This is a genomic window from Mangrovibacter yixingensis (assembly GCF_020523985.1).
In the GTDB taxonomy this organism is placed as follows: domain Bacteria; phylum Pseudomonadota; class Gammaproteobacteria; order Enterobacterales; family Enterobacteriaceae; genus Mangrovibacter; species Mangrovibacter yixingensis.
Map to the genome: position 1 here is coordinate 1,439,832 of NZ_JAIVKM010000001.1, position 23,407 is coordinate 1,463,238.

20 protein-coding genes are annotated in these 23,407 nt (G+C 49.5%); 15 read left to right on the forward strand and 5 right to left on the reverse strand.

Annotated features, from left to right (window positions below; genetic code table 11):
• Window positions 1-175 precede the first annotated feature (175 nt).
• From LC084_RS06665 to pqqU, 8 genes are all read left to right on the forward strand, one after another.
• A complete protein-coding gene (locus LC084_RS06665) occupies window positions 176-832 on the forward strand; it encodes a thermostable hemolysin (RefSeq protein WP_226570411.1) in 657 nt (218 codons plus the stop codon).
• The gene (locus LC084_RS06670; protein ID WP_226570412.1) at window positions 813-2,285 is read left to right on the forward strand and encodes an AMP-binding protein; all 1,473 of its coding nucleotides are present in this window, start codon (window positions 813-815) and stop codon (window positions 2,283-2,285) included. The genes LC084_RS06665 and LC084_RS06670 overlap by 20 nt, the downstream gene beginning before the upstream one ends.
• Window positions 2,251-2,904 carry a TenA family transcriptional regulator gene (locus LC084_RS06675; RefSeq protein ID WP_226570413.1) on the forward strand — a complete coding sequence of 218 codons (654 nt, stop codon included), beginning with the start codon at window positions 2,251-2,253 and terminating at the stop codon, window positions 2,902-2,904. Before LC084_RS06670 ends, LC084_RS06675 begins: the two co-directional genes overlap by 35 nt.
• Window positions 2,904-3,713, forward strand: a complete 810-nt coding sequence (locus LC084_RS06680; RefSeq protein WP_226570414.1) for an SDR family oxidoreductase — start codon at window positions 2,904-2,906, stop codon at window positions 3,711-3,713. Before LC084_RS06675 ends, LC084_RS06680 begins: the two co-directional genes overlap by 1 nt.
• Window positions 3,710-4,345, forward strand: a complete 636-nt coding sequence (locus tag LC084_RS06685) for a tetratricopeptide repeat protein (protein WP_226570415.1) — start codon at window positions 3,710-3,712, stop codon at window positions 4,343-4,345. Before LC084_RS06680 ends, LC084_RS06685 begins: the two co-directional genes overlap by 4 nt.
• A gap of 150 nt (window positions 4,346-4,495) precedes the next feature.
• On the forward strand, window positions 4,496-5,140 hold the full coding sequence (gene nfsB / locus LC084_RS06690; protein WP_226570416.1) for an oxygen-insensitive NAD(P)H nitroreductase: 645 nt from the start codon (window positions 4,496-4,498) through the stop codon (window positions 5,138-5,140).
• Between the two features lie 316 nt (window positions 5,141-5,456).
• Entirely contained in the window at window positions 5,457-6,968 is a 1,512-nt protein-coding gene (ansP, locus tag LC084_RS06695; protein ID WP_226570417.1) for an L-asparagine permease, read from the forward strand.
• A 236-nt stretch (window positions 6,969-7,204) separates the two neighbouring features.
• Window positions 7,205-9,343: a TonB-dependent receptor PqqU gene (gene pqqU, locus LC084_RS06700; RefSeq protein WP_226570418.1), complete on the forward strand. Its 2,139-nt coding sequence runs from the start codon at window positions 7,205-7,207 to the stop codon at window positions 9,341-9,343.
• A 134-nt stretch (window positions 9,344-9,477) separates the two neighbouring features.
• Here pqqU and LC084_RS06705 read toward each other — a convergent pair whose 3' ends face one another.
• Both LC084_RS06705 and LC084_RS06710 read right to left on the reverse strand, forming a co-directional pair.
• On the reverse strand, window positions 9,478-10,152 hold the full coding sequence (locus tag LC084_RS06705; protein ID WP_226570419.1) for an FCD domain-containing protein: 675 nt from the start codon (window positions 10,150-10,152) through the stop codon (window positions 9,478-9,480).
• A gap of 224 nt (window positions 10,153-10,376) precedes the next feature.
• On the reverse strand, window positions 10,377-10,949 hold the full coding sequence (locus LC084_RS06710) for a helix-turn-helix domain-containing protein (protein WP_226570420.1): 573 nt from the start codon (window positions 10,947-10,949) through the stop codon (window positions 10,377-10,379).
• A 47-nt stretch (window positions 10,950-10,996) separates the two neighbouring features.
• On the opposite strand from LC084_RS06710, the gene LC084_RS06715 reads away from it, so the two are divergent.
• The 3 genes from LC084_RS06715 to LC084_RS06725 all read left to right on the forward strand — a co-directional run bounded on the left by LC084_RS06715 (window position 10,997) and on the right by LC084_RS06725 (window position 12,211).
• Window positions 10,997-11,518: a GNAT family N-acetyltransferase gene (locus LC084_RS06715; protein WP_226570421.1), complete on the forward strand. Its 522-nt coding sequence runs from the start codon at window positions 10,997-10,999 to the stop codon at window positions 11,516-11,518.
• Window positions 11,511-11,960, forward strand: coding sequence for a DMT family transporter (locus LC084_RS06720; protein ID WP_226570422.1), 450 nt, complete (start codon window positions 11,511-11,513; stop codon window positions 11,958-11,960). The genes LC084_RS06715 and LC084_RS06720 overlap by 8 nt, the downstream gene beginning before the upstream one ends.
• A 110-nt stretch (window positions 11,961-12,070) precedes the next feature.
• Window positions 12,071-12,211, forward strand: coding sequence for a hypothetical protein (locus tag LC084_RS06725; RefSeq protein WP_226570423.1), 141 nt, complete (start codon window positions 12,071-12,073; stop codon window positions 12,209-12,211).
• A 69-nt stretch (window positions 12,212-12,280) separates the two neighbouring features.
• On the opposite strand, the gene LC084_RS06730 is transcribed toward LC084_RS06725, so the two are convergent.
• Together LC084_RS06730 and LC084_RS06735 are read right to left on the reverse strand one after the other, a co-directional pair.
• The gene (locus LC084_RS06730; protein WP_226570424.1) at window positions 12,281-12,538 is read right to left on the reverse strand and encodes a DUF2526 family protein; all 258 of its coding nucleotides are present in this window, start codon (window positions 12,536-12,538) and stop codon (window positions 12,281-12,283) included.
• A gap of 34 nt (window positions 12,539-12,572) precedes the next feature.
• Entirely contained in the window at window positions 12,573-13,313 is a 741-nt protein-coding gene (locus LC084_RS06735) for a glutamine amidotransferase (RefSeq protein ID WP_226570425.1), read from the reverse strand.
• Window positions 13,314-13,568: 255 nt separating this feature from the next.
• Between LC084_RS06735 and LC084_RS06740 the strand changes: the two genes are divergently transcribed.
• The 3 genes from LC084_RS06740 to LC084_RS06750 are packed head-to-tail and all read left to right on the forward strand — an operon-like array spanning window position 13,569 to window position 20,059.
• Window positions 13,569-14,903: an SrfA family protein gene (locus LC084_RS06740; protein ID WP_226570426.1), complete on the forward strand. Its 1,335-nt coding sequence runs from the start codon at window positions 13,569-13,571 to the stop codon at window positions 14,901-14,903.
• 3 nt (window positions 14,904-14,906) lie between these two features.
• On the forward strand, window positions 14,907-17,876 hold the full coding sequence (locus LC084_RS06745; RefSeq protein WP_226570427.1) for a virulence factor SrfB: 2,970 nt from the start codon (window positions 14,907-14,909) through the stop codon (window positions 17,874-17,876).
• On the forward strand, window positions 17,873-20,059 hold the full coding sequence (locus LC084_RS06750; protein ID WP_226570428.1) for a virulence factor SrfC family protein: 2,187 nt from the start codon (window positions 17,873-17,875) through the stop codon (window positions 20,057-20,059). Before LC084_RS06745 ends, LC084_RS06750 begins: the two co-directional genes overlap by 4 nt.
• Before the next feature lie 55 nt (window positions 20,060-20,114).
• Here LC084_RS06750 and LC084_RS06755 read toward each other — a convergent pair whose 3' ends face one another.
• Window positions 20,115-21,464: an esterase-like activity of phytase family protein gene (locus LC084_RS06755; protein ID WP_226570429.1), complete on the reverse strand. Its 1,350-nt coding sequence runs from the start codon at window positions 21,462-21,464 to the stop codon at window positions 20,115-20,117.
• Window positions 21,465-21,751: 287 nt separating this feature from the next.
• On the opposite strand from LC084_RS06755, the gene LC084_RS06760 reads away from it, so the two are divergent.
• Window positions 21,752-23,362, forward strand: a complete 1,611-nt coding sequence (locus LC084_RS06760) for a sensor domain-containing diguanylate cyclase (RefSeq protein ID WP_226570430.1) — start codon at window positions 21,752-21,754, stop codon at window positions 23,360-23,362.
• The last annotated feature ends 45 nt before the right edge of the window (window positions 23,363-23,407 follow it).

A 23,407-nucleotide genomic window follows, 5' to 3' on the forward strand; every position in this document is an offset into this window, starting at 1 on the left:
GAACATTGCCGGTTTACCTGCTTTATCTGCGGGTGTTTTCTGACATAAAACTTTATTCAAATCACAAATAATTAACATTATCGAAAATTTTTTTACTTGCTGGTTGTTTTTAAGTCTTTCTTAATCATGGCTGCGTACTGTTTGCTCATCGGCACTGATTGCGGAGAACAGACAGATGGATTCAGCCATGCCCTGGCAACTTACCTGGTCTTCGTCACGGAAAGATGAGACGCAACTGCGCCAGTTTATTCAACTGGCCTACGGCCATGAATTTGGCGCACAAATTCCCACGTTTCTCCCTTGGCTATTAGGTATTTACGATAAACACGGCCAGTTATGTGCTGCATGCGGTGTGCAACCAGCGCAAAGTGCCATGTTATTTCTCGAACAATACCTGAATGAGCCGGTAGACAAGCAACTTTCCACACTGTTAGCACAACCTGTACCACGTAATGGCATCGTAGAAATAGGCAATTTTGCTGCACGTGATGGCGGTGCAGCACGTATCATGTTTGCCGGAATATGCCTGCTACTTTCCGCTTATGGCTTCAGCCATATCGCCTTCACTGGCACCAAAAAAATTCGCAATATTTTTAACCGGTTGCGCATGCAGCCCGTAGCCCTTGGGCCTGCCCTTGCCTCACGCCTGGCCCACCCGGAAGCAAATTGGGGAAGTTATTACCAGCACCAGCCAGTGGTGATGGCGGGCAGTTTGGCCCATGGCATGGATGTATTACGCCACCAGTCAATGCTACTGACTCTGTTCCGTGAATTACCCTCCGCCCCATGGTTTGATGAAAAGGAGCGCAATCATGTTTATCTCGGCGCTTGAATCACTGGCTCTTAATTACCCGAGTCAACCTGCGATAAATGGCCTTGCTGGCCCGGTTACCTGGCGTGAATTAAACGACCATGTTTGCCGGATGGCGACCATCCTGACTCAAAACAACATCCGCCGCCTGGCGGTGGAACTGGATAATGGACTGCCGTGGGTTATTGCGGATCTGGCTTGCCTGAAAGCGGGAGTCATAATGATTCCGGTACCGCTGTTTTTTAGTGAGCAACAAAAAGACTGGTTATTGTTTAGCAGCAGCGCTGATGCGCGCCTGTCAACCTATGCAAAAGAGAACTGGCACAATCTGGCGTGCCCTAATGGTGTCTTGCAACAACGCCGGGTAGACGTCCCTGTACCACTGGCTCACGACACGGTAAAAGTCACGTTCACTTCCGGTACCACAGGTGAACCCAAAGGCGTCTGTTTACGTGAGAAAGGCATTAACTTCACTGCTCAGGCACTGGCGAAACGCCTTGCCCCACTGGGCATAGAACGCCACCTGGTGGTATTGCCCTTCGCTTCCTTACTGGAAAACTTATGTGGGCTGTACTTGCCACTCGTTCTTGGCGTAGAAACCGTGGTGTTACCCCTTGCTGAAGTGGGTTTTCGGGGTTCCAGCGAATTCGACCTGGCGCAATTTATTACTGTGTTGAATCACTGGAAACCACAGAGCCTTATTTTAGTTCCTGAGTTACTCCGCCTGTTGTTATTAGCCGCGCAACGTGCTCCAGAATCTGTTCAAAGCCTGAAATTTGTAGCTGTGGGCGGCGGCAAAGTACCGCCTGCCTTGCTGTTGCAGGCTCGTAAGTTTGGGTTACCGGTTTACGAAGGCTATGGTTTGTCAGAATGTGGCTCGGTTGTGGCTTTGAATGTGCCAGGAGAAGACAGGCCTGGTACAGTTGGTAAACCCCTCGAAGGGCTTGAGCTTACCGTTGACGCTGATGACATTCTGCATGTTAGCGGGCCTGTCGCCATGGCGGGTTATCTTGGCAATCCTGTATCGGGTAATTCAATTAATACTGGAGATATCGCCAGGGTTGACGACCAGGGCTTCCTCGCGATTGAAGGCCGCCACAAGCATATTCAAATCACAGCCTTTGGCCGGAATTTCTCCCCAGAATGGGTGGAAGCTGAAGCCATGCTCTGCCCATCGGTGCTGCGCCTGGTGGTCTATGGCGAAGGATTACCACGCAATATCGCGCTGGTTCACTGCCTGCCCGGCCATGAAGAGCAGGCACGGGCCCAATTGGCAGCGCTCAATGAACACCTGCCGGATTATGTCCGTCTTGGGCAACTTATTTTCACTGATGAAATAGCAAAACCTCCGTTTGTCACCGCAAATGGCCGGCTGCGAAGACGGGCTATTTACCAACAATTTTTTGCTGATAACCAACTTATTCAAGGGGAGACCGCCCATGGCATTTTATCAACAACTCGTTGCACAGACTGATAGCGCGAGGCGGCAGATGCTGAACAGCGCCATTATTGACCGCTGCTGCAAAGGGCTGGTCACGCGCAACGCATATTGTTATTTCCTGACGCAGGCTTATCACCATGTTCGCCATACTGTTCCGTTATTGATGGCGGCTGGTAGCCGCCTGGATAACCAGCATGAACCGGTGCGGGCGGCAATTGTGGAGTATATCCGGGAGGAATATGGGCATCATGAGTGGATCCTCAATGATCTACGCACTTGTGGTGGTGATGCACTGGCCGCCCAACAGAACCCGCCTGGCCGGGCAATCAGCCTGATGGTACCGTGGCTGTATTACCAGATTGAACACCATAATCCGATGGCGATTTTTGGCATGGTACATGTACTGGAAGGTACCAGTGTCAGTATTGCCACCGTCGTAGCAAAACAGCTCCAAAAAGGCCTCGAGTTACCAGACAGCGCATTCAGTTATCTGAACTCCCATGGTGAGCTGGATAAATCCCACATTGAGTTTTTCATCCGCCTGATGGATGAGATTACACAGCCCCAGGATCAGGCCGCCATTATTCATGCTGCGCAAATGGTGTACCAGTTGTACGCAGAAATGTTGGCAGAAGTTGCCGGAGTTTACTGATGAAACTGACAGATAAACGCGTATTACTGACGGGAGCCAGTGGAGGAATTGGCCAGGCTTTGGCTCTTGAACTTGCTTCACAGGGGGCCAGACTGATTCTGGTTGGGCGTAATGGCCCGGCAATGAATGAGCTGGTTAAGCGCCTGCCTGCGCCGGAAAATCACCAGGTTATGACTGTTAAAAACTACAGCCATGATGAGATTAGCCAGTTGCGAGAACTACTCCAGTATGAGCCACGGCTGGATGTGCTCATCAACAACGCAGGGACTCAGTGCTTCCGCTGGCTGGAAAAACAGTCGTTTGGCGATATTCATGCTCAACTTTATACCAACACAGAAGTGCCGGTTTTGCTCACACGGGTGCTACTGGACAGGTTTAATGCCGACGGTATGGTGGTAAATGTTGGGTCTATCATGGGCGATATCGGTTATCCTGGCTACAGCCTGTATTGTGCCAGTAAGTTCGCGTTGCGTGGGTTCAGTGAGGCTTTGAGCCGTGAACTAGCAGACACCGGTATGCGTGTAGTATATGTCGCCCCCCGCGCCACTAATACGCCACTGAACAGTGAAGCCATGGTGGAAATGAACCGCTTGCTCGGTAATAAGAGTGACTCGCCACAGTGGGTAGCCCGCCAGATAATTTGCGCGATGCATAAACGGCGTTCGCGAACTCGCCTTGGCTTTCCTGAACGTTTTTTTGTGAAGATCAATGCCTTGATACCTGCGCTGGTTGATAACGCGCTGATACGTAAACTGGCAATTATTCAGCAGTTTGCACGAGCCAGCGTGACTTCAGGAGCAAAAAAATGATGAAACAGCGTATTTATATTACCAGCTCATTATTGCTGACCCTGCTGCCCGTAATAGCCCTTGCGGCTCCAACTGTTGCCAGTATTCAGCAGCAATGGTCTGTTTGCCAGTACGCAACACTGTCGGCACAGAAAAAAAACTGCCTGAAAGCGTTAAGCCAACAAGTGCATACGCAAGTAGCGCAACAGCAAAACAAGAATGCAGACTGGTTGATTTGGTCCGGTATTGTTGATAGCACACTGGCTGGCGAAGAAGGTGGGCTGACCGGGTTGGGGCTGGTGAAACAGGCACGCCAGGCGCTGGAAGCCTCACTTAAGCTCGACCCTCAGGCGTTATCTGGCTCTGCATGGACAAGCCTTGGTGTTCTGTATTACCAGGTACCAGGTTGGCCAATTGGTTTTGGTGATAAAGACAAGGCCCGTGAATACCTGAATAAAGCACTGGCTCTCAACCCTGATGGAATCGACTCTAATTATTTCTACGGCGATTTCTTACTAAATACGGGTAATAACACGGAAGCCAGACGTTACCTGGAAAAGGCACTAAAAGCGCCTGCGCGCCCAGGGCGTGAACTGGCTGATAGTGGCCGTCGCAAAGAGATTGAGCACGACCTTGCACAGCTAGAGCAATGAGTAACAGGTTGCCACTTCGTGCTTTTATCACCCATGCTGTGTGGCAGACTGAAAGCTGCCACTGATATTCTGAGAGGGAATCTAACCGGTTAACTGCTACGTTAACTGGTTTTTTATGACGATGTCGCAGTTTGACTAAGGACTATTGCAATGACTATCGACCAGATTGTTCGCAAGCGTTATACCAGCAAGGCTTACGATGGCAGCCGTAAGCTGACTCAGGAACAACAGCAACAATTGCTGGATGTGCTTCGTTTTGCCCCTTCTTCAGTTAACTCACAGCCCTGGCATTTTTATGCAATAACGTCAGATGAAGCAAAACAACAAATTATTCCGGCAGTGAGTGAACCAAATGCCGCGAAAATCAAAAATGCAGCGATGGTTGTCGTTTTTGCCACCCGTACTGCTATTGATGATGCCCACCTGAACGCGGTTCTTGAACAAGAACAGCAGGATGGCCGCTTCATCAACAATGATGCCCGCGAAGGCATGGATAAAGGCCGCCGTTATTTCGTTGGCCTGAACAGTACTTCCGCAGAAAAACAACGTGAGTGGATGGCCCGCCAGGCCTATATTGCACTGGGTTTCCTGTTGCTGAGCGCGGCATCAATGGGGCTCGATGCCACACCAATAGAAGGTTTCACCTCTGCCAAAATGGACGATGTGCTGGGCCTCGCAGAAAAAGACCAGACCAGCGTGGTGGTCGCAACTGTTGGTTACCGTAGTGATGCTGACTTTAATGCGAAATTACCTAAGTCTCGCCTCGGCGAAAGTGAAGTGATCACTCTACTTTAAGCTGCTCCGGGCCTGGTTTTCAGGCCCTTTCTCTTTGTATTCCCCCTCCCACAATTAGTGACAACGTCACGTATTAGTCATGCACTCTCATTGAATAAATATAAGCCAAACTTATAAAATTCTTACTTCTATGTTTTGCTTCATAAATGAATTGAGGGTAGGATTCTTCGTCATTTTTACACCCTTTCAGTCTAATAAAACCTAATGAAGGGGCAATAACGGCGAACAATTCACCAGAAAAGGCAAACGATTGTCCTTGGTGGGTCAGAAGTCAGGCTTATCGTTAATAAAGTATTACAGACAGGATTGAGCAGGCATGAAAGCAACATCAAAACAGGCAGCTGAGCAACATGCTGCAAAACGCCGCTGGCTGAATTCACATGAAGCTGGCTATCACAAAGCGATGGGCAACCGCCAGGTGCAAATGATTGCCATCGGCGGCGCGATTGGCACTGGGTTATTTTTAGGGGCTGGGGCGCGTCTTCAGGCTGCTGGCCCCGCACTGGCGCTGGTATATTTAGTATGCGGTATATTCTCTTTCTTTATACTGCGCGCACTGGGTGAATTAGTGCTGCACCGTCCTTCAAGTGGCAGTTTTGTCTCTTATGCACGTGAGTTTCTCGGTGAGAAAGCGTCTTATGTCGCAGGCTGGATGTACTTTGTGAACTGGGCGATGACGGGCATTGTTGATATCACCGCCGTTGCTTTGTATATGCATTACTGGGGCGCATTTGGTGATGTACCTCAATGGATTTTTGCTCTGGCAGCACTGGGTATTGTTGGCACCATGAACATGATTGGTGTGAAGTGGTTTGCTGAGATGGAGTTTTGGTTTGCCCTTGTTAAAGTGCTGGCGATAGTCCTGTTCCTGGTAGTTGGTGTGGTATTCCTGGGTAGCGGTAAACCACTGGATGGCGGCGCTACGGGTTTCCACTTGATTACCGACAATGGTGGGATGTTCCCCCATGGTTTATTGCCTGCGCTGGTGTTGGTTCAGGGCGTAGTGTTTGCGTTTGCCTCTATTGAACTGGTGGGAACCGCGGCGGGTGAATGTAAAAACCCGGAAACCATGGTACCGAAAGCTATCAATAGCGTTATTTGGCGTATTGGCCTGTTCTATGTCGGTTCCGTGTTACTGCTGGTGCTCCTGTTACCCTGGAATGCTTACCAGGCTGGACAGAGCCCGTTTGTGACCTTCTTTTCTAAACTGGGTGTGCCTTATGTAGGCAGTATCATGAACATCGTGGTGCTGACGGCGGCGCTTTCCAGCCTTAACTCTGGCCTGTATTCCACTGGGCGTATTCTGCGTTCCATGTCGATGGGCGGTTCAGCACCGCAGTTTATGTCGCGCATGAGCAAACACCATGTTCCGTTCGCGGGTATTTTGGTAACACTGTGTGTGTATGTTGTTGGCGTTTTCCTGAACTATTTAGTGCCTTCTCAGGTTTTTGAAATCGTACTAAATGTGGCATCGCTGGGGATTATTTCCAGTTGGGCATTTATTGTGGTTTGCCAGATGAAACTGCGCCAGGCTATTAAGCAAGGCAAAGCCAAAGATGTCAGCTTTAAACTGCCGGGTGCCCCTTTCACATCCTGGCTGACACTGCTGTTTTTATTCAGTGTGCTGGTGCTTATGGCCTTTGATTACCCTAACGGTACCTGGACGATTGCGTCGATTCCGTTAATTGCAGTGTTACTGGTTGCGGGCTGGTACGGTGTGCGTCACCGTGTACACCAGATTCACAGTGAGCTGGATTTTGATGCTGAGCCAAAAGCTGAGAAAACCGCTGAGTCTGCGCCACAAACACTTGTGCGTGATACCGAGTAATACGCTGATGTCATTAGTATGTCATTGCCAGGGAAGGCATTGACAAATGTAATACCTGAAACCTTCCTGATTTTCTTTCATTACGCCATTTTCTCTGCCAAATCTGCCCTAAAAACCACCAGTTTAAAGCCATAGCTAGTAATAGCGACGTATTTCTCCTTTTCATGTATTTACAAATCATTTACCATATATTCACAATTTTTAATGTAATTACCCATTGAAGTAACAGGCTATTTATGAAAATTTTTTCTGCCAGACAGCTCGTTTGCTCTGTCTTGCTGATTCCCGCGAGTGTTATCCCTCAGGCTGCAATAGCTGAACAAACAACCGATAACAGTGATTCCGCGTCAACATTGATTGTCACCGCTACACCACTCACCCCTTCCGAGCTGGACACACCGGCGGCTGTTACGGTAGTTAATGGTAATGATATCCGCCATGCCAAACCCCGGATAAATCTTTCTGAAAGCCTGGGTGAAGTTCCCGGTCTGCAAATTCTTAACCGCCAGAATTATGCGCAGGATTTACAACTGTCGATACGCGGTTTTGGGGCGCGATCAACCTACGGCGTGCGCGGCATCCGAATTTATGAGGATGGCATCCCTTCAACCATGCCCGACGGTGAAGGCCAGACTTCAAATATTGATTTAAGCAGTGTGGGCACCATTACTGTGTTGCGCGGCCCCTTTTCCGCGCTTTATGGCAGTTCCTCTGGTGGCGTTATTGATATTCAGAGCGAGAAAGGGAAATCCCCCCCAGAGATTGAAGCCAGCAGCTACTACGGCAGTTATGGCACCTGGCGTTATGGTCTGAAAGCCACAGGCGCAACGGGTGATGGCAACCATAGTGGCGATGTTGATTACACAGTTTCCACTCAACGAATGACCACAAAAGGTTACCGTGACCATAGTGGTGCGCGTAAAAATCTGGCCAATGCCCGGCTGGGTGTACGCCTGAATGATGTCAGTAAACTGACGTTATTGTTTAACAGTGTGGATATTAAAGCCAATGATCCTGGCGGCTTAAGCCAGTCTGAATGGCGCAGTAACCCGCGTCAGTCTCCGCGTGGCGACCAGTACAATACCCGTAAAACCGTAAAACAAACCCAGGCAGGGTTACGTTATGACAGGCAGTTGAGTCTGAATGATGACCTGAGTGTCATGATGTATGTGGGTCAACGTGATATGACTCAGTACCAGTCCATACCTTATACCCCGCAATTGAAACCCACTCATGCGGGCGGTGTTATTGATTTAACTCGTGAATATCAGGGGGTTGATACCCGCTGGACGCACCGGGGAAATGCAGGGCCGATACCCTTCAGTGTCACTGGCGGGCTGGATTACGAGAACATGCAGGAACACCGTAAAGGGTACGAAAACTTCAATATGGTGGATGGTTCAGCGGTATACGGCGAAAAAGGTGCATTGCGACGCGACGAACGCAACCTGATGTGGAACCTTGACCCGTATATTCAAACGCACTGGCAGTTGCTCGATAAGCTCAGTCTGGATGCGGGCATGCGTTACAGTAATGTCTGGTTTGATTCCAACGACCACTATATTACGGCTGAAAACGGTGATGGTAGCGGTGATACCAATTACCATAAATGGCTGCCGGTTGGCTCGCTTAATTACGCTGTAACAGATGCCTGGAATGTTTATTTATCTGCTGGCCGCGGTTTTGAAACGCCAACGATCACTGAGCTTTCTTATCGCAATGATGGCGCATCTGGCCTTAACCTCAACTTGAAGCCCTCAACCAGTAATACCGTAGAGCTGGGCAGTAAAACACGTATTGGATATGGGTTACTGAGCGCAGCTGTTTTCCAGACAGACACTGATAATGAAATTGTTGTAGACAGCAGTTCCGGTGGCCGCACCACATACAAAAATGCAGGTGAAACACGCCGTCGTGGTGTTGAACTGGGCCTTGATGAGCAATTTGCCGATAACTGGAAATTGAAATTGGCATGGACCTGGCTGGATGCCACTTATCGCACTAACGTATGCAGTGACAGTAATTGTAATGGCAACCGTATTCCGGGAATCGCCCGTAACAATGCATGGGCATCTCTGGGCTGGGAGCCGGACGATGGCTGGTATGCCAGTGGGGATATTCATTACCTGAGCAGTATTATGGCCGACGATGAAAATACAGCGAAAGCGCCTTCCTGGACCACCGTTGGGTTAACCACAGGGTACAAGTTCCATTACAGCAATATGCTGGTTGATGTGTATAGCCGCGTCGATAATCTGTTCGATAAAGAATATGTGGGTTCAGTGATAGTTAATGAAAGTAATGGGCGCTATTACGAACCGGCACCAGGCCGTAATTACGGTGTGGGTTTGTCTGTGAGTTGGCAATTTCAGTAAATTGGCTGAATAACATACGGCAGTAATGGTAAGCGAGGCGTTTGCCTCCTTACATTTAAAACTTATGGCGGGCAGCATTATTTCTTATGCGCACGCCATTGTTCTGTGCGGTATTTAGTCTCTGAAGGATGTTTTTAGCGTTTTGCCTCAACATCAAAAAAGTGGGTCATAGCCAGTTGGTTACTGTGCTCAATCGCCAATACCAATTCTTCCTGCGCTTTAGCAACATTTTTGCTTTTAATCGCATCCAACAATGCATCATAGCTATGGCTGTGCTGAGTAATTCGTTCAGGCAGCTGGCGTAAAAAATGAAAACAAGGCCCAACGCGAATCCACAGTTGTTCAATCATACCTAACAGTAAAGGCAATTGAGCCTGTTCATATAACGCAAAACGGAACTCCCGCTGGGCTTTAAGAGCATTGTGGGCATCCCCGTTATCGCGAGCAGTATTAAACATAGTGCTCAGCTCAACCAGTTGCTCCATATTTTCAGGAGGATGGTTTTCAATAAGCCGTTGAAGAGCAACACCTTCCAACTCCTTACGAATCAATGCTATTTCATCAAACTGTGCTTTGGTGATTTTAGGCACAGTAAACGCTTGTGCTGGCGCAACGCATAACGCGCCTTCTGCCACAAGGCGTAATACCGCCTCACGTACTGGGGTAATACTGACATGCATTTCTTCGGCAATATCACGTGTATTAAGGCGTTCGCCTGGTGCCATTTGGGCCGCGATAAGCGCGTGTTTAAGACGTAACTCAACCTGCATAGTTAAACTCAGGTGTTGTGCATTATGCAAATCCAGCATTGCTTCCTCCCTGTTATGGACACATAAAAATCCCTCCCTGGCCAATGGGCGCGGGATGGAGCATCTATTGCGTGAGTGTCTAATAAAATAAACTGCCAAAATGCATCTTTTTATTTGTTATAAATATGTGCGATTTAATAAATCATACTATAACGGTAATGAGAGTGGGTGACTTTAGGAACAATACGCAATTTTACTTTTTTTAAGTCAAATTATTACATTTTTCAGGAAGGCAAATTTAACCTCACAACAATATATATACAGGACTTGTCTGATTCATTGCGAAACTCACAATCATTTGGCGGCCCTAATTCAAGGCAGTCACCCTGCTCCATTTCATGGCGAACATCACCTTCAATAAAAACTAATGCACCTTGCTGTACCCAAAGTAACTGGCGTGCAAGTGCATAAGCCGCTGCAGGCATGGGAACAGACTGGTGTGCTGGTAATTCAATCTGCACTAAATCAACGGGCATGTCGCTACGTGGCGAAAGGTGGCGGCGAATATAACCTGTTTGGGGATCCAGCCATACGGGTTGTTGCCCATGGCGGAGCAAACGCCCCGAGGCCATTTCCGCTCTGGCAATTAATGTGGACATACTGATCCCAAGAGCGCCAGAAAGCCTCGCCAACAATGTTGCTGTTGGGCTGCTTTCACCCCGCTCTATTTTATGGATCATTGCCCGTGAAACCCCTGCTTTTTCTGCCAGTTCACTCACTGACCACCCATGGGATTCACGCTCTATTCGAATCCGCTGACAGATTCGTTGATTTAAGCCGTCTATTATATTATTCATATAGTCCATTATAGTGACACTTTGGAAAATATCACCAGGAGTGATGTATGCACATTCGTCAGGCGACAGAGGCAGACTGCGCGGCTATTGCCAAAATCTACAATCATGCTGTTGAACATACCGCAGCAATCTGGAATGACAAAACTGTCGATACACAAAATAGAATTAACTGGTTGCATCAGCGGCAAGATAAGGGTTTCCCAGTACGGGTTGCAGAGGAAAATGGCGTTGTCACCGGTTATGCATCGTATGGGGACTGGCGTCCATTTGATGGATTTCGCCACAGTGTGGAACATTCTGTCTATGTTAGCCCTGAATATGCAAGGAAAGGTATCGGGCGGGCCCTTCTGGCAGATTTAATCGAGGTAGCACGCCAGGCTGGTGTACATGTTATGGTTGCGGCCATTGAGTCCCAGAACATGGCATCACGCCATCTCCATGAACAACAAGGCTTTGTCGTTACTGGGCAGATGCCTCAAGTTGGCACCAAATTTGGCCGTTGGCTGGATTTAACCTTTATGCAATTGCAACTGGATACCAGAACAACCCCGGAAGCCGCCAATGAGTAACCCCCTTACCTTGCTCTGCCTGGTGCTGGCCGGTATTGGGCTTGTGATTCAGAACACATTGATGGTGCGTATTACTCAATCTTCCTCAACTGTGCTGATCGCGATGTTGCTCAATTCGTTGGTAGGCATTGTGCTGTTTTGTGCTTTCTTGCTCGCCCGTAATGGGACGGGCGGGTTTGTTGAATTGGCACGCAGTATCCACTGGTGGACAGTTATTCCCGGTTTACTTGGTTCTTTTTTTGTTTTTGCCAGCATTCAGGGTTACCAATATTTGGGGGCGGCAACCACCATCGCGGTGCTGGTTGCCAGCCAGCTAATTGGTGGGCTGGTGATGGATATTGTTCGCAGTGGTGGGGTTAGTATCCGGGCATTAGTTAGCCCATTATGTGGCGCTGTCTTGCTTATTATTGGTGCCTGGCTGGTTGCCCGTCGTGAATTCTGAATTTAAGGCCAGAGTGAATTTCTCCACAGATTCTTCATTTTTTAGCCGTGGCTCTCTGGCAAAGTGCCCTTCCTGCACATCGGTGTTCAGGGTTGTATGAGAAGGTTGCTATGAAAAAGTGTGTAATGATTTTATGCGCAGTGCTGGCCGTTGCCAGCCTGTCTGGTTGTGTTCCCTGGTGGGGGCCTGGCCCCGGTGGGCCTGGTGGTGGTGGTGGCCCTGGTATGATGGGTGGCGGCCCCCGCGGTTAATATGCTACGCCATTAGAGAATAATGCATTACGTAAAACGTCTTCATCAGAAGACGTTTTTTCATTGTGGTTATGGCTTCCTGCTAACAGGAATTTCGCCACCCTGACGCAAATGCGCATCACGCTCATCTGGCGAATCTTGATCTTCTTTATGACGTTGACCATGCTGAGCGATGGTAGTACGCAGCCTTTGTTGCTGCTCATAGCGGAATTCACGTGTTAACTCAGCGTTATTGCTCAACTCAACCAGTAGTTCGTTCATAGGAATAATTTGGTTAGAACGAATCGCTTCATCTACCTGCGCAATGATAGTTTCCTGAATGGGCATGCTCACCTCCTGTTTTTATTTAAAGAGTGTCTTCTTAACCAGCAACTGCATTATCTGCCTGCCCTGGGGCATAACGTGTGGCAAAACGTTGCAGTATTTTGGCACTCCAGGGTGTTTGGCTGATTCCTGCTTCTAACTCAGCCCTAAGTTGGGCTGGTAGCGCGTGTTTATCCGCACGATACTGGATAATTTTCCTCATTATCTGCCCGGAAAATTCCGGGTGAAACTGCACTGATAACGCCTCGGGTGAATAACGAATTATCTGGTGTGAGTCGTGGTCAGAAGAACCCAATACCTCAGCACCTGGTGGTGGTGTCAGTACACTTTGTTCGTGGGTCAGGAATGCAGAAAAAGACGCCGGGAAATCGTTCAATAGCGGGTCGTTCGTGGGTATACGCCAAACTATTTTTTGCCCCACTTCCGCCCCTTTCGGGTGGTAACCCACTTCGCCACCTAATGCCCAGGACATCAACTGGTGCCCGTAGCAAATACCCAGCAAGGGAACATGGTTGTCCATGAGCATATGCACCCATGCTCCTGTTGCATCGCTCCAGGGTTCATGATCAGTGACCATCGACCAGGAACCACTAATTACCACGGCGCTAAGTTCGTGCACTTCTGGCAAGGTTTCCCCCAAAAAAGGCCGTACAACCCTTACCGGGCATGACGGCCCCAGCGCCTGTGTGAACCAGGCCGCCTGGTCGCCAATAGAGTCCTGTAAAATCGCGGGGGGATACCCCATTTGCACAACCAACAACGGCCGCGACGAAACCATGGTTTACTCCTTATTCAGGCAAATGGATGATTATTGTGCGCTATGTGAATGCTATTTATCTTTCTGTTTGGCACTTTTTATACGGCCCGTCAAGCAGTTAGCTAAAAGGCGAAAGCGCTTTTTCTGTTTTAGTCAAGAAAAAGCCTCATTATTAATGGCGCGATGATTTGCCCCTTTTGCCCTCTCTTCCACCGTTTAGCTTCCCTAAGTGCAATTTATAGTAAAAACGTGAAGATAGCTTTTGAGAGCAAAACTGTGGCAAAAACATTATTACGAAGCGGTTTTCTTGATGATTTTCTGGCCCTTGGCGAGAACGGCCAGCCTGTATTTGATTCTGCGCGGCAAATTCGTGAAACCTTGCGTTTACGCCGCCTGCAGGTGGTTGCAGACAGCCTGGCTATCCCTCAACTCAATGATGATGGTGACCGGGTTGACTGGTATGCCAGTTTTTCGGGGAAAGTGACGACCTGGAGCAGTGCCAGTGACAGCCAACGTAAGCAGGCGTTAAAGACGCTGGAAAAGTACGTTGATAATATCGCGTCATTGAGCCAGCGCTGTTTGCAGTCTGGCAATGCGTCAATTCAGTTATTTGGCGCACTGTTGGCTAAGGCTGTGCACTTCCCTGGCGCTAACCATTTATTTCTGGTTGATGACAAGCCAGTGATCACTTTCTGGGGGTTTCTGCAGCTCAATCAGGATGTCCAGGATGATGTACTGGAATGTCTGCGTCACCAGGAACCTGTCGCCCCGGTGGTGATACCAGAACCAGAGCCTGAAGAGACCGCACCACCTGCATGCCCGCCCGAATTAAGCTCACCTGATGAGCCGTTACTTTACAGTAAGCCTAAACAAGCTGCGCCCACGGTAGAAAAACTCAATTCGATGTATGCGGAACAACCCGAGACACAGGAAGAAGCACCACCTGCTTCACCGCCCGTTTCTACTACTTCTACCTCTGGCAAAAAACGTCCTGTGTGGCTTGTGCCAGTAGCTGCTGCAGTAGCCGTTGCAATAGCTGCGCCTGCTGTCTGGTGGGGCATGAACCAGCAAGATGAGCCCGTACAGGCAAGCTCGCCACAGCCTCCTGTGCAGCCGGCCCCCCAAAAAACGACGATTGCGCCGTTACCCATGACGTTGCCTCTTGCCAGAGCAACCGTTGTGGCACCACCGCCGCCTCCGCCGCCAGAAATAAAACCCGTTACACCACCCAAGAATGCGCTTGAAATGCCGGTCACGGATGTGCGGATGGGGACTACGCGCTTCCTGAATGGTAACTGGCATGTCACTGTCAAACCACAAAAAGGCCTGGATGTGCCTGATGTGATGCGTTACCAAATACAAAAAAATAAAGGAACCGTGCGCTTTAACCCTGAGAAAAATGTTACCTGCCGGGCGGAAATATTTTCTGGTTTACTGAAAACTGGGCAGTTAATGATTAAGCCCAGAAGTAGTGCGCGGTGCAGTAATGGTAGCCGTTTCCCTATGCCGGAAATTGCCTGTGAACAGGGTGAAAACAACATTGCTGTTTGTAGCGCAAAATACAATGACCAACCGGCAACGCCTGTAACGTTAATTAAAGTGAGTAAGTAACCCATGCTGGCACCCCTGAGTGATTACAAACAAAGCGTCACACTGATTCAGAATAGCGGTGTGCAGTTTCTGGATTTTGGTGTCACGCCTTTTGATATGCCCAACCAGGGCTGTTTTGTCCGCAAAACAGCGAATGGGCCATTACTGCGCCTTGATTACGATATTATTCCAGGGAAATACAGCCTGCCGACCGTGGACGCCAGTGCACCAGAAGTGGTCAAACCGGAAGTTACCCAACCACTCAGCCAGTCACTGCAAATGATGGATGGTGTATGGTTGCCACTGCCCTTTCTACGTTTTAACCCTCCACGGACTTTTGTAGGTGGCCCGGATAACTGGGCTCGAATCCAAATCAGGCGCCTGGCATCGCCCGACAGCAAAGGGAATACTCACCGGATTGTTGTCGCCTTTGATACCCAACTGGCAGAAGATGAGCATCTTGCAAGCCTTGCGCCACTGCAAAGTGATGTACGTAATGGCACACGTTTTACTCTGGCCTGGCAAAACCAGGATGTTGCTGAATTTCTGGACCAAACCTGGGTTGATGGGTGGTTGCGTGAAGTCTTTGCACAGTATGCATCTCGTGAACAGGGCCGCTCCGAAGATGATATTGCCCGCGCACTGAAATTGTTTGAATACCAGGCCCACTGGATGAATGTGCTCACGCTGCTTAGCTCACTTAATATGCCTGAAGTGAAGATTGTCGGTGAAACCCTGCAAACCCCGGCGATTCCGGTTGATTTGGTGCTTGATGTGGGAAACACCCATACCTGTGGTGTGCTGATTGAGGACCATGGCCCAACAAACGACGGTTTACGCCAAACAATGGCGTTACAGATTCGTAATTTAAGTGAGCCGCAGTACCTGAACGCCCTGATGTTTACCAGCCGGATGGAATTTAATGAGGCGCGTTTTGGTAAAACCCATTTTTCCGTAGAGAGCGGGCGCGATGAAGCCTTTATGTGGCCCGCTATTGTACGTGTGGGCGATGAAGCCCGTAATCTTGCTATTGCACGCCGTGGCACTGAAGGCAACAGTGGCATATCCAGCCCTCGCCGCTACTTGTGGGATGAAACGCCAGGCAATGAGGAGTGGCGTTTTAGCCAATTCAATACGCATACCCAGCGTGAGCCACTGGCTACAGCCTGGCCGCTAATGAACCTGATGAATGATGAAGGGCAGCCACTTTATCAATTACCACCAGATGAGCGACTGCCGGTGTTCTCTCCGCATTACACGCGTAGTTCATTGATGATGCATATGTTGTGCGAATTGTTGATGCAGGCGCTGGCACAAATTAATAGTGTTTCCAGCCGCCTGGCGCAGGGTTACCCCACTTCCCCTCGCCAGTTAAGAACCCTGATTCTGACCTTGCCATCGGCCATGCCTAAGCAAGAAAAGGCCATTTTCCGCCAGAGGATGGAAGATGCCATTGCGGTTATCTGGAAAGCTCTGGGTTGGCACCCAACTGATGATGATTTCTCGCGCCCTGCTGAGCGCCAGCGCACGGTTGTTCCTGTTCCTGCTATTCACCTGGATTGGGACGAAGCCAGTTGTGGCCAGTTAGTTTGGCTATATAACGAAGCTGTGATGAAATTTGCCGGGAAAACAGATCTGTTTTTCTCGACACTTGCCCGAAAAGACCGTCAGGCAGATGATGAACAGCCAGGCCGGGCAATTCGCGTGGCGACCATAGATATTGGCGGCGGCACAACCGACATGGCCATCACCCGTTACCAGCTAGATGAAGGCACCGGCAGCAATGTTAAAATCGCCCCGACATTACTGTTCCGCGAAGGGTTTAAAATTGCTGGTGATGATATTTTGCTGGATGTTATTCAACTGGCAATTTTGCCTGCCCTTGAACAGGCTTTCCAGCAAGCAGGGGTCGTTGATGCAGCAGGCCTGATGGGACATCTTTTTGGTGAATCCGGCCGGATGGATACCCAGGGGATTTTACGCCAGCAAGCCGCATTACAGCTGTTTATGCCTCTGGGGCACAAGTTATTGAGCGCCTGGGAAGAACAAGATACCAGCGACCCGCTGTCGGGTGTTTACAGCACCTTTGGCGACCTTTTGGCAGTTCCACCAGGCGAGAATGTGCTCAGCTATATTCATAAAGCGGTTAAAGGGGTACTCCCTCCACAGAGTGACGGGTTTGACTTGATGTCTGTCCCCCTTGATGTGCCTTTTTCAATGCTCCATGAGGCATTAATGGCAGGTAAGTTCCGGATAACCGCGCCACTTCATGCACTGTGTGAAGCGGTATCTCATTATTGCTGTGATGTATTATTAATTACTGGCCGCCCAGGTTGTTTGCCAGGCGTTCAGGCGCTGATTCGTTACCTGCAACCCGTTCCTATCAACCGCGTGGTATGGCTGGAAAACTACCCAGTTCATGAATGGTATCCGTTTAGTGAACAAGGGCGTATTGGCAACCCCAAATCCACCGCGGCTATTGGCGCTATGCTGTGCAGCCTGGCACTGGATCTGCGCCTGCCTGGTTTCAATTTCAAAGCGGCAGATATCAAGGCCTATTCAACTATTCGCCATCTGGGTGTGCTGGACAGCAATAATATGTTGAGTGAAGAGAATGTCTGGTACAAGGATATTGACCTGGATAACCCAGGTGAAAAACTCGCCGCCAAGGTGAGCTTTCCTTTGCGCGGCAATGTGACGTTGGGTTTTCGGCAACTGGATAACGCCCGTTGGCCTGCTACTCCGCTGTATACCTTATCTATTGATGACGCAGGGCTTTCCCGATCTATTGCGGGTGACGGTGTATTAAATGTGCGCCTGCAACTTCAGGCACATGGCGGTGATACGCCGTTGTCGTTCGAACTGGCGGATGCGTGGTTACAAGATGGGCGCAAAGTGCCATTGTCGCAGTTGAGCCTGAAACTGAACACGCTGGCTTACCGGCAAAACAGCGCAAATTACTACTGGATTGATAGCGGGAGCGTCTACGCATGAGCCGTAAAATTACTACTGCGGATACGCTTGCCGCATTGATAAACTGGGTTGAAAAATACCGCGAGCAAGCCAGTGTGTTGGATGAAGATGGCGACAGGTTGTGCCAGCATGTTCAGGAAAAACAATTCAGCCTGCGCCAGCTTGAGCAGTCCCTTGAATCCCCTCCAGCTCTCGGGCTTTACGGGCAAGGGTATGATGCCAAAGCCTGGTTGTTGCGGGCACTAACGGATAGCCCCGATGGGCGCGTACAAATCAGTGCTCAGGGCAGAAGTATTGATTATTTAAGCCATATCCAGCCAGGCCACACAGCGGCGACTATGGCGGTGCGTTTTACAACACAGCCGCAGACGACGGCTAAAGGCTACCCGGTTACTTTGCGTTTACTGAGTGAAACTGCGTTAGTTGCGCTGTTTATGAGCTATTACCATTATCAACCCGGTTTGCAGCCGCTGCCGCCGTCACGTTTGCAGAGCCGGTTACAACAAGCCGCATTACGCCGCCAGCCCGGTATACAAACGACAGTGAACCCGCAAGAAGTCAGTTTACTGGCCCGCCACTGGGCACAACTTCCTGCACGTACAACCTGGCCGGTAAGTGATGCAGACTGGTTCCGAATAGCGCGTTTGTTACCTGAACTTAGCCTGGATGACCGCCAGAGCCTGTACAGCCTGTTTTGGGGGGATAACCCGGAACTGACCAGCCAGTGGCGTATACTGGCTGACGCCCTGGCCCGGTTAAATGGGGTGCAAACTGTTTGTGCGCCACTTGATCTTCTGGTGGATGCCTTCTCACTGCCAACCGAAAATTTTCTCTGCCCTGCCGAATTTGATCTCGACCAGGATCAGGGCGATGTGATCGTTTGCCCGGTCCAACAAAACCGTGTTGAAGGCCAGGTCAGTATTGCGCTCTCTTCTCTGGCACTGTTGTGTTATGAGGTGGTGTTTACACTTGCAGGCACACCGGCGCTGGACGGCGTTGATCTATTGGATCTGCCGCCCTATGGCAAGCCAGGCTCTTTACAGAAAACCAGAGCATTAATGCTGCCAGATTTATATGCATGGCAGACCAGCCCTGATTTATTGCTGATTAACCAGGCGGTATCTTCCCGGCGTGACATCTACCCGGTAAGCCAATTACTCAAACGCTGGCAACAGGCCACGCAGGCATCCACTGAAAATGGCGATAACCTACCCGGTATGGCCTGGGTTATCACGCCATTTGACGGGCGCCAACATGGACAAAACCCGCTTGATGACGGGTTACAACGCCTGTGCGGTAAACCCGGCGTGGACTGGGGAACATTGCAGGCACTGGATGAACACAACCTGTCGCGCCTTAAACGCTGGCTGCAAGATGCATTAACCCCAGAGCGCCACCAACAACGGCTGGCATCATTGATTGCCGGTTTGCGAGCGGATGTTCGCCTGTTATTTTCCTCTTATGCAGTAACAGAACAGGCTGACCCTGAACAGACTAAATCCCTTGCCAACCAGTTAGTGAGGGCATTGCAACGCCAGGCGCAATATCATGGCGATATTATTCGCGGTTTGTTACCTCCGGCCGGGTTAACTGAGAGCCTGAACAATGAGCAGAGCCAGCCCGTTGTAAGTGCATTACCTATTTTTGATCCGGGCCTGGATTTATTTAGTGACGACCCAAAACCTGCGGCAACGGAAAGTACTGCTACACTGCCGCCGGGGCAAACATTATTCCTTCAATGGGTGCGCCATGTCCGCCAATGGGCAGGTATGCCTGACACGCCTGTCTCGACAGGTCTTTCGCCTGATGAGTTGCAATTACTGGCCGATATTATTATCACCACCAGCTATCGTACGGGGCTTAGGGAGCAACTGGAGAAGGCACCGACAAATCTGGTGGCAGGATATGCCTTGCTGGGGAATTTTATTACCTGGCTAGGCTACAGTGAAATACCCCTTGAGCAACGCCCGCAAAGCCGGGTTAACCGTGGTAAGGGTATTTTCGCTCCGCATATTCAAGAAGGTGGCGCAGTACGCCTGACACGCTTAGGAGAACAACCTGTTCATGCTGCAACCCACTATGTGTATGACTGGCTGGTAGCGTTGTACCAGTGTGCGCTGGAAAACAGGGATTACGCTCGCCCTGGCGACTTAAATAAAACACAGCGTAAAGCCCTGGTTACTCTGGTATCAAGGCTCGCTTAAGCGTTAACCGTTTCCCCGCCGGGGGAAACGGTGGTTTCATTGCCTGTAGCGGCGTTTATTTGATGGGTTTTGCCAAGTGAATAACCCACAATTCACTGAGTGATTCAGGTGGTTTCAGCGCCGAGAGTGCAACGGTGCTGGCAACGGGCTTGCCATTTTGGGTAAGTTTGCCTTTGCCGTCTGCACGGTAGTCATCGAGCTTGTTCGCCCCGTCTACCGGGTTTGCCAATGAAGACTGCAGGCCAAAATCATTGTCATTGGTCACGGCCAGTGTCTGATTGTCGATGAGTGCAAGCCCTTCTGCTTTTTCTTGCTGCCAGCCTAAAGCAGGTAAATCGACAATTTCGGCCTTGGTCGCAAGGTGAATATCGCGCCCTTTTAATTCTTCAGGCGTGTTAAATTCCGGCGGAGTTTGGTTGTCAAACGCTGTTAAATCAGTCGCATGGTGTAAATCAACTTTGTAAATGCGGTTGTGCATCACTTTGTCTTTATCTTTACCCTGCTCAATCAGTAACACTTCATGGTTGTTGAGCGCCACGACATCACCAATTTTGGCGTCAGATGCTTTTTTGTAATGGGTATCAATCGGGTAACCATACATCTCTGTTTTGCCTGTCGCCGGGTCCAGCATCACCAGTCGGGTAAATACCGCTTTATCTTTACTTTTACCGTCAATATTCAGTGTGCTTTGCACCGCGCCAAGGATTTTGCCGTCCGGCAGGCGGGTTACACCTTCAAAACCACGGTTAGGCTGACGCCACTTGATAATGGCCGGTAACCCCCTGGCAACACTCTGCTCGCCTGCGGCAGGTTCCGGGCCATACTTCGCCAGGATTTTCCCCTCACCGTCCACATGAATCAGGAATGGACCGTATTCATCGCATAACCAAAAACCACCTTTGCCATCGGGCGTAATGCCTTCGGTATCCAGGCCTCTCGCATCTGGCTTGAGCGTTTTCAGTTCGCTGTTCAGTGCCACTTCATTGGTAGAGCCGACCATTCCTTGCGGCAGTGGCAGGCCGGAAATATTGCCCTTATCATCATGAATGGGGCGCTCTTCGCCAGCCAGTGCATGGTTCCCAGACACGCGAATTGTCATAATAAATGGCGTGAAATCTGGTGAGGCGAAGATTTTCGATGCCATGTCACCTACATCGGGTGAATCGGCGTTGGGGCCCCGGTCTGTTACAGTGGCAAAAATCAGTTCGCCCTTCTCTTTACCCGTAAATGCCAGGCCTGAACCAACGCCCGCCGGTAATCCATTTGGAAAAGTATGTTGTAACGCCTGGCTTACCGCGACACGCTCCCCACCAGGAAAGCTGACAACATATCTTTCAACCTGAAGTTGCGCTGCCAGTGAACAAAAAGGAATAAGTCCTGCTAACAGAAGTGGTTTAAAGCCCATGAGGTTATCCATTTTGGTTGTTTTGTGTGGGATTTATCTAAGCGGGCATATGTGACACTACAATGACAGGCAGCAGAATAACCTCAATCGAGTTTGACAGGTGCTTGAGGCTAATCCTAAAGCATGAGTAATTTGGAGAACAGTATCAGGTTATGAGGGTTATTTAAGCGCTAAAATGATGTTTCGTTTGTCGCTTATCACAAACTTCACGAGTAAAATATAGATTAATCCTGGTTACGCACAGCGTGCCAGAAAAGTAATGACTGGCATATCGAGGGACGCGTTGTATGACCGCACTACGAACCATGAAACTCAACCTATTACTCACCTGGATGTCTATTGGTGCGGTGGTGCTGACAGGATTTCTTCTGCTAACGTCGCTGTACTTTTATCAAAAAGCAAACATTGAACGCACTATCCTTGAGAATAATAACGCGTATGCCCAGAAGCTGGCAGAGACAGCGGACAGAGTGATTGGTATCAGCCAGCAAGAACTAGCCTACAGCGCCAGTAAAATCCATAGTTTCAGCGACTATAAGACCATGGTTAATGAAGCAGACCGTCTGCGGCTGCAATCGGGCTTTTTTAACTCAGTTCTCGTGGTAAATGACCACGGGATTATTCTGGCCACATCACCGGAAAGCCTAAACTTGCGCGGAATTGGCCTGCAGTCACAAGCTAATACAAATGCATTAAAAACACGTAAGCCCTATATTTCACAGCCTTTTTTCACTGGGACTACTGGCCGTTATGTCATCTTCCTTTCGTCCCCGGTGTTTGACAATGCAGGTAATTACCTTGGCTATATTGGTGGCTCAATTTACCTGAAAGAAAAAAGTATCCTGAACCAGATTATCAGCACCCACTTTTATAATTACAGTGCCAATGTGAGCATTGTTTCCAATGACGGGCATATTATTTTTAATAAAGACCCGAACAAAGTGGGTAGCCAGATTGGTATTGATGACCAGTTGAAAAAAATGTTGCACCAAAATGTCAGTGGCACTTACGTGGTTAACCATGGCGCAGATACGCAATTACTGGGGGTTGGCAACCTGACTAAAACAGACTGGAATGTCTTTGTTTATGCCGATGGCACTTTGGTTAACGATATTATGTTTTCCACTATCCGTCAGTCTGTGTGGTTTATCGCCCTGATTTTAGTGTTTACTTCGTTGTTGTCATTTGCTTTATCAACCCTGATAGCCCGGCCATTACGCCGTCTGGCCATCCTCTCGGCCAGTAAGCCCACCGCCCATGTGGTAGAGGAAATTCGCCAAATAGATGCCTGGTACTACGAAGCTAATAAACTGAAAGTTTCAATCAGCGCCGGAATGGTGTCCACCATTAAACAGGTGAAAAACCTTGATCGTGAAGCATCAACTGACCCGCTGACCGGACTGCTTAACCGCCGTGGATTTATGACACTGGCGAGCATTTCAGGAAAACACAGCGACAACGCGATTATTTCCCTCGACCTGGATCACTTTAAACGTGTCAACGATACCTGGGGGCATGATACGGGGGATAAAGTTCTGGTGATGGTCAGTGGTATTCTTAAAACTATTTGCCGGGAAACCGACCTTGTTGGGCGTTTTGGTGGCGAAGAGTTTGTCATTCTGTTGCCCGGAACCAGCACCGAGAATGCAGAAAAAATTGCCGAACGTATTCGTTGTACTATTGAGCAGGAAAAACGGCCCGATTTGCCTTCTGTGACTATTTCAGCGGGTATTGCTGCACTGGAGGATGCCGACAGTATTGATGAAGCCATTAAAATGACTGATATCGCGTTGTATGAAGCTAAAGATCAGGGCCGTAACCGGGTTGTGCTTTACCGCTCAATATGCCCACTTCCCGAGTCTACCAGCGTTCAGACGGCCTCTTCATCTCGCACCTGATGCCCCGTTAATAGCGGGCGGAGAAACCGCCCGCATATACACAAC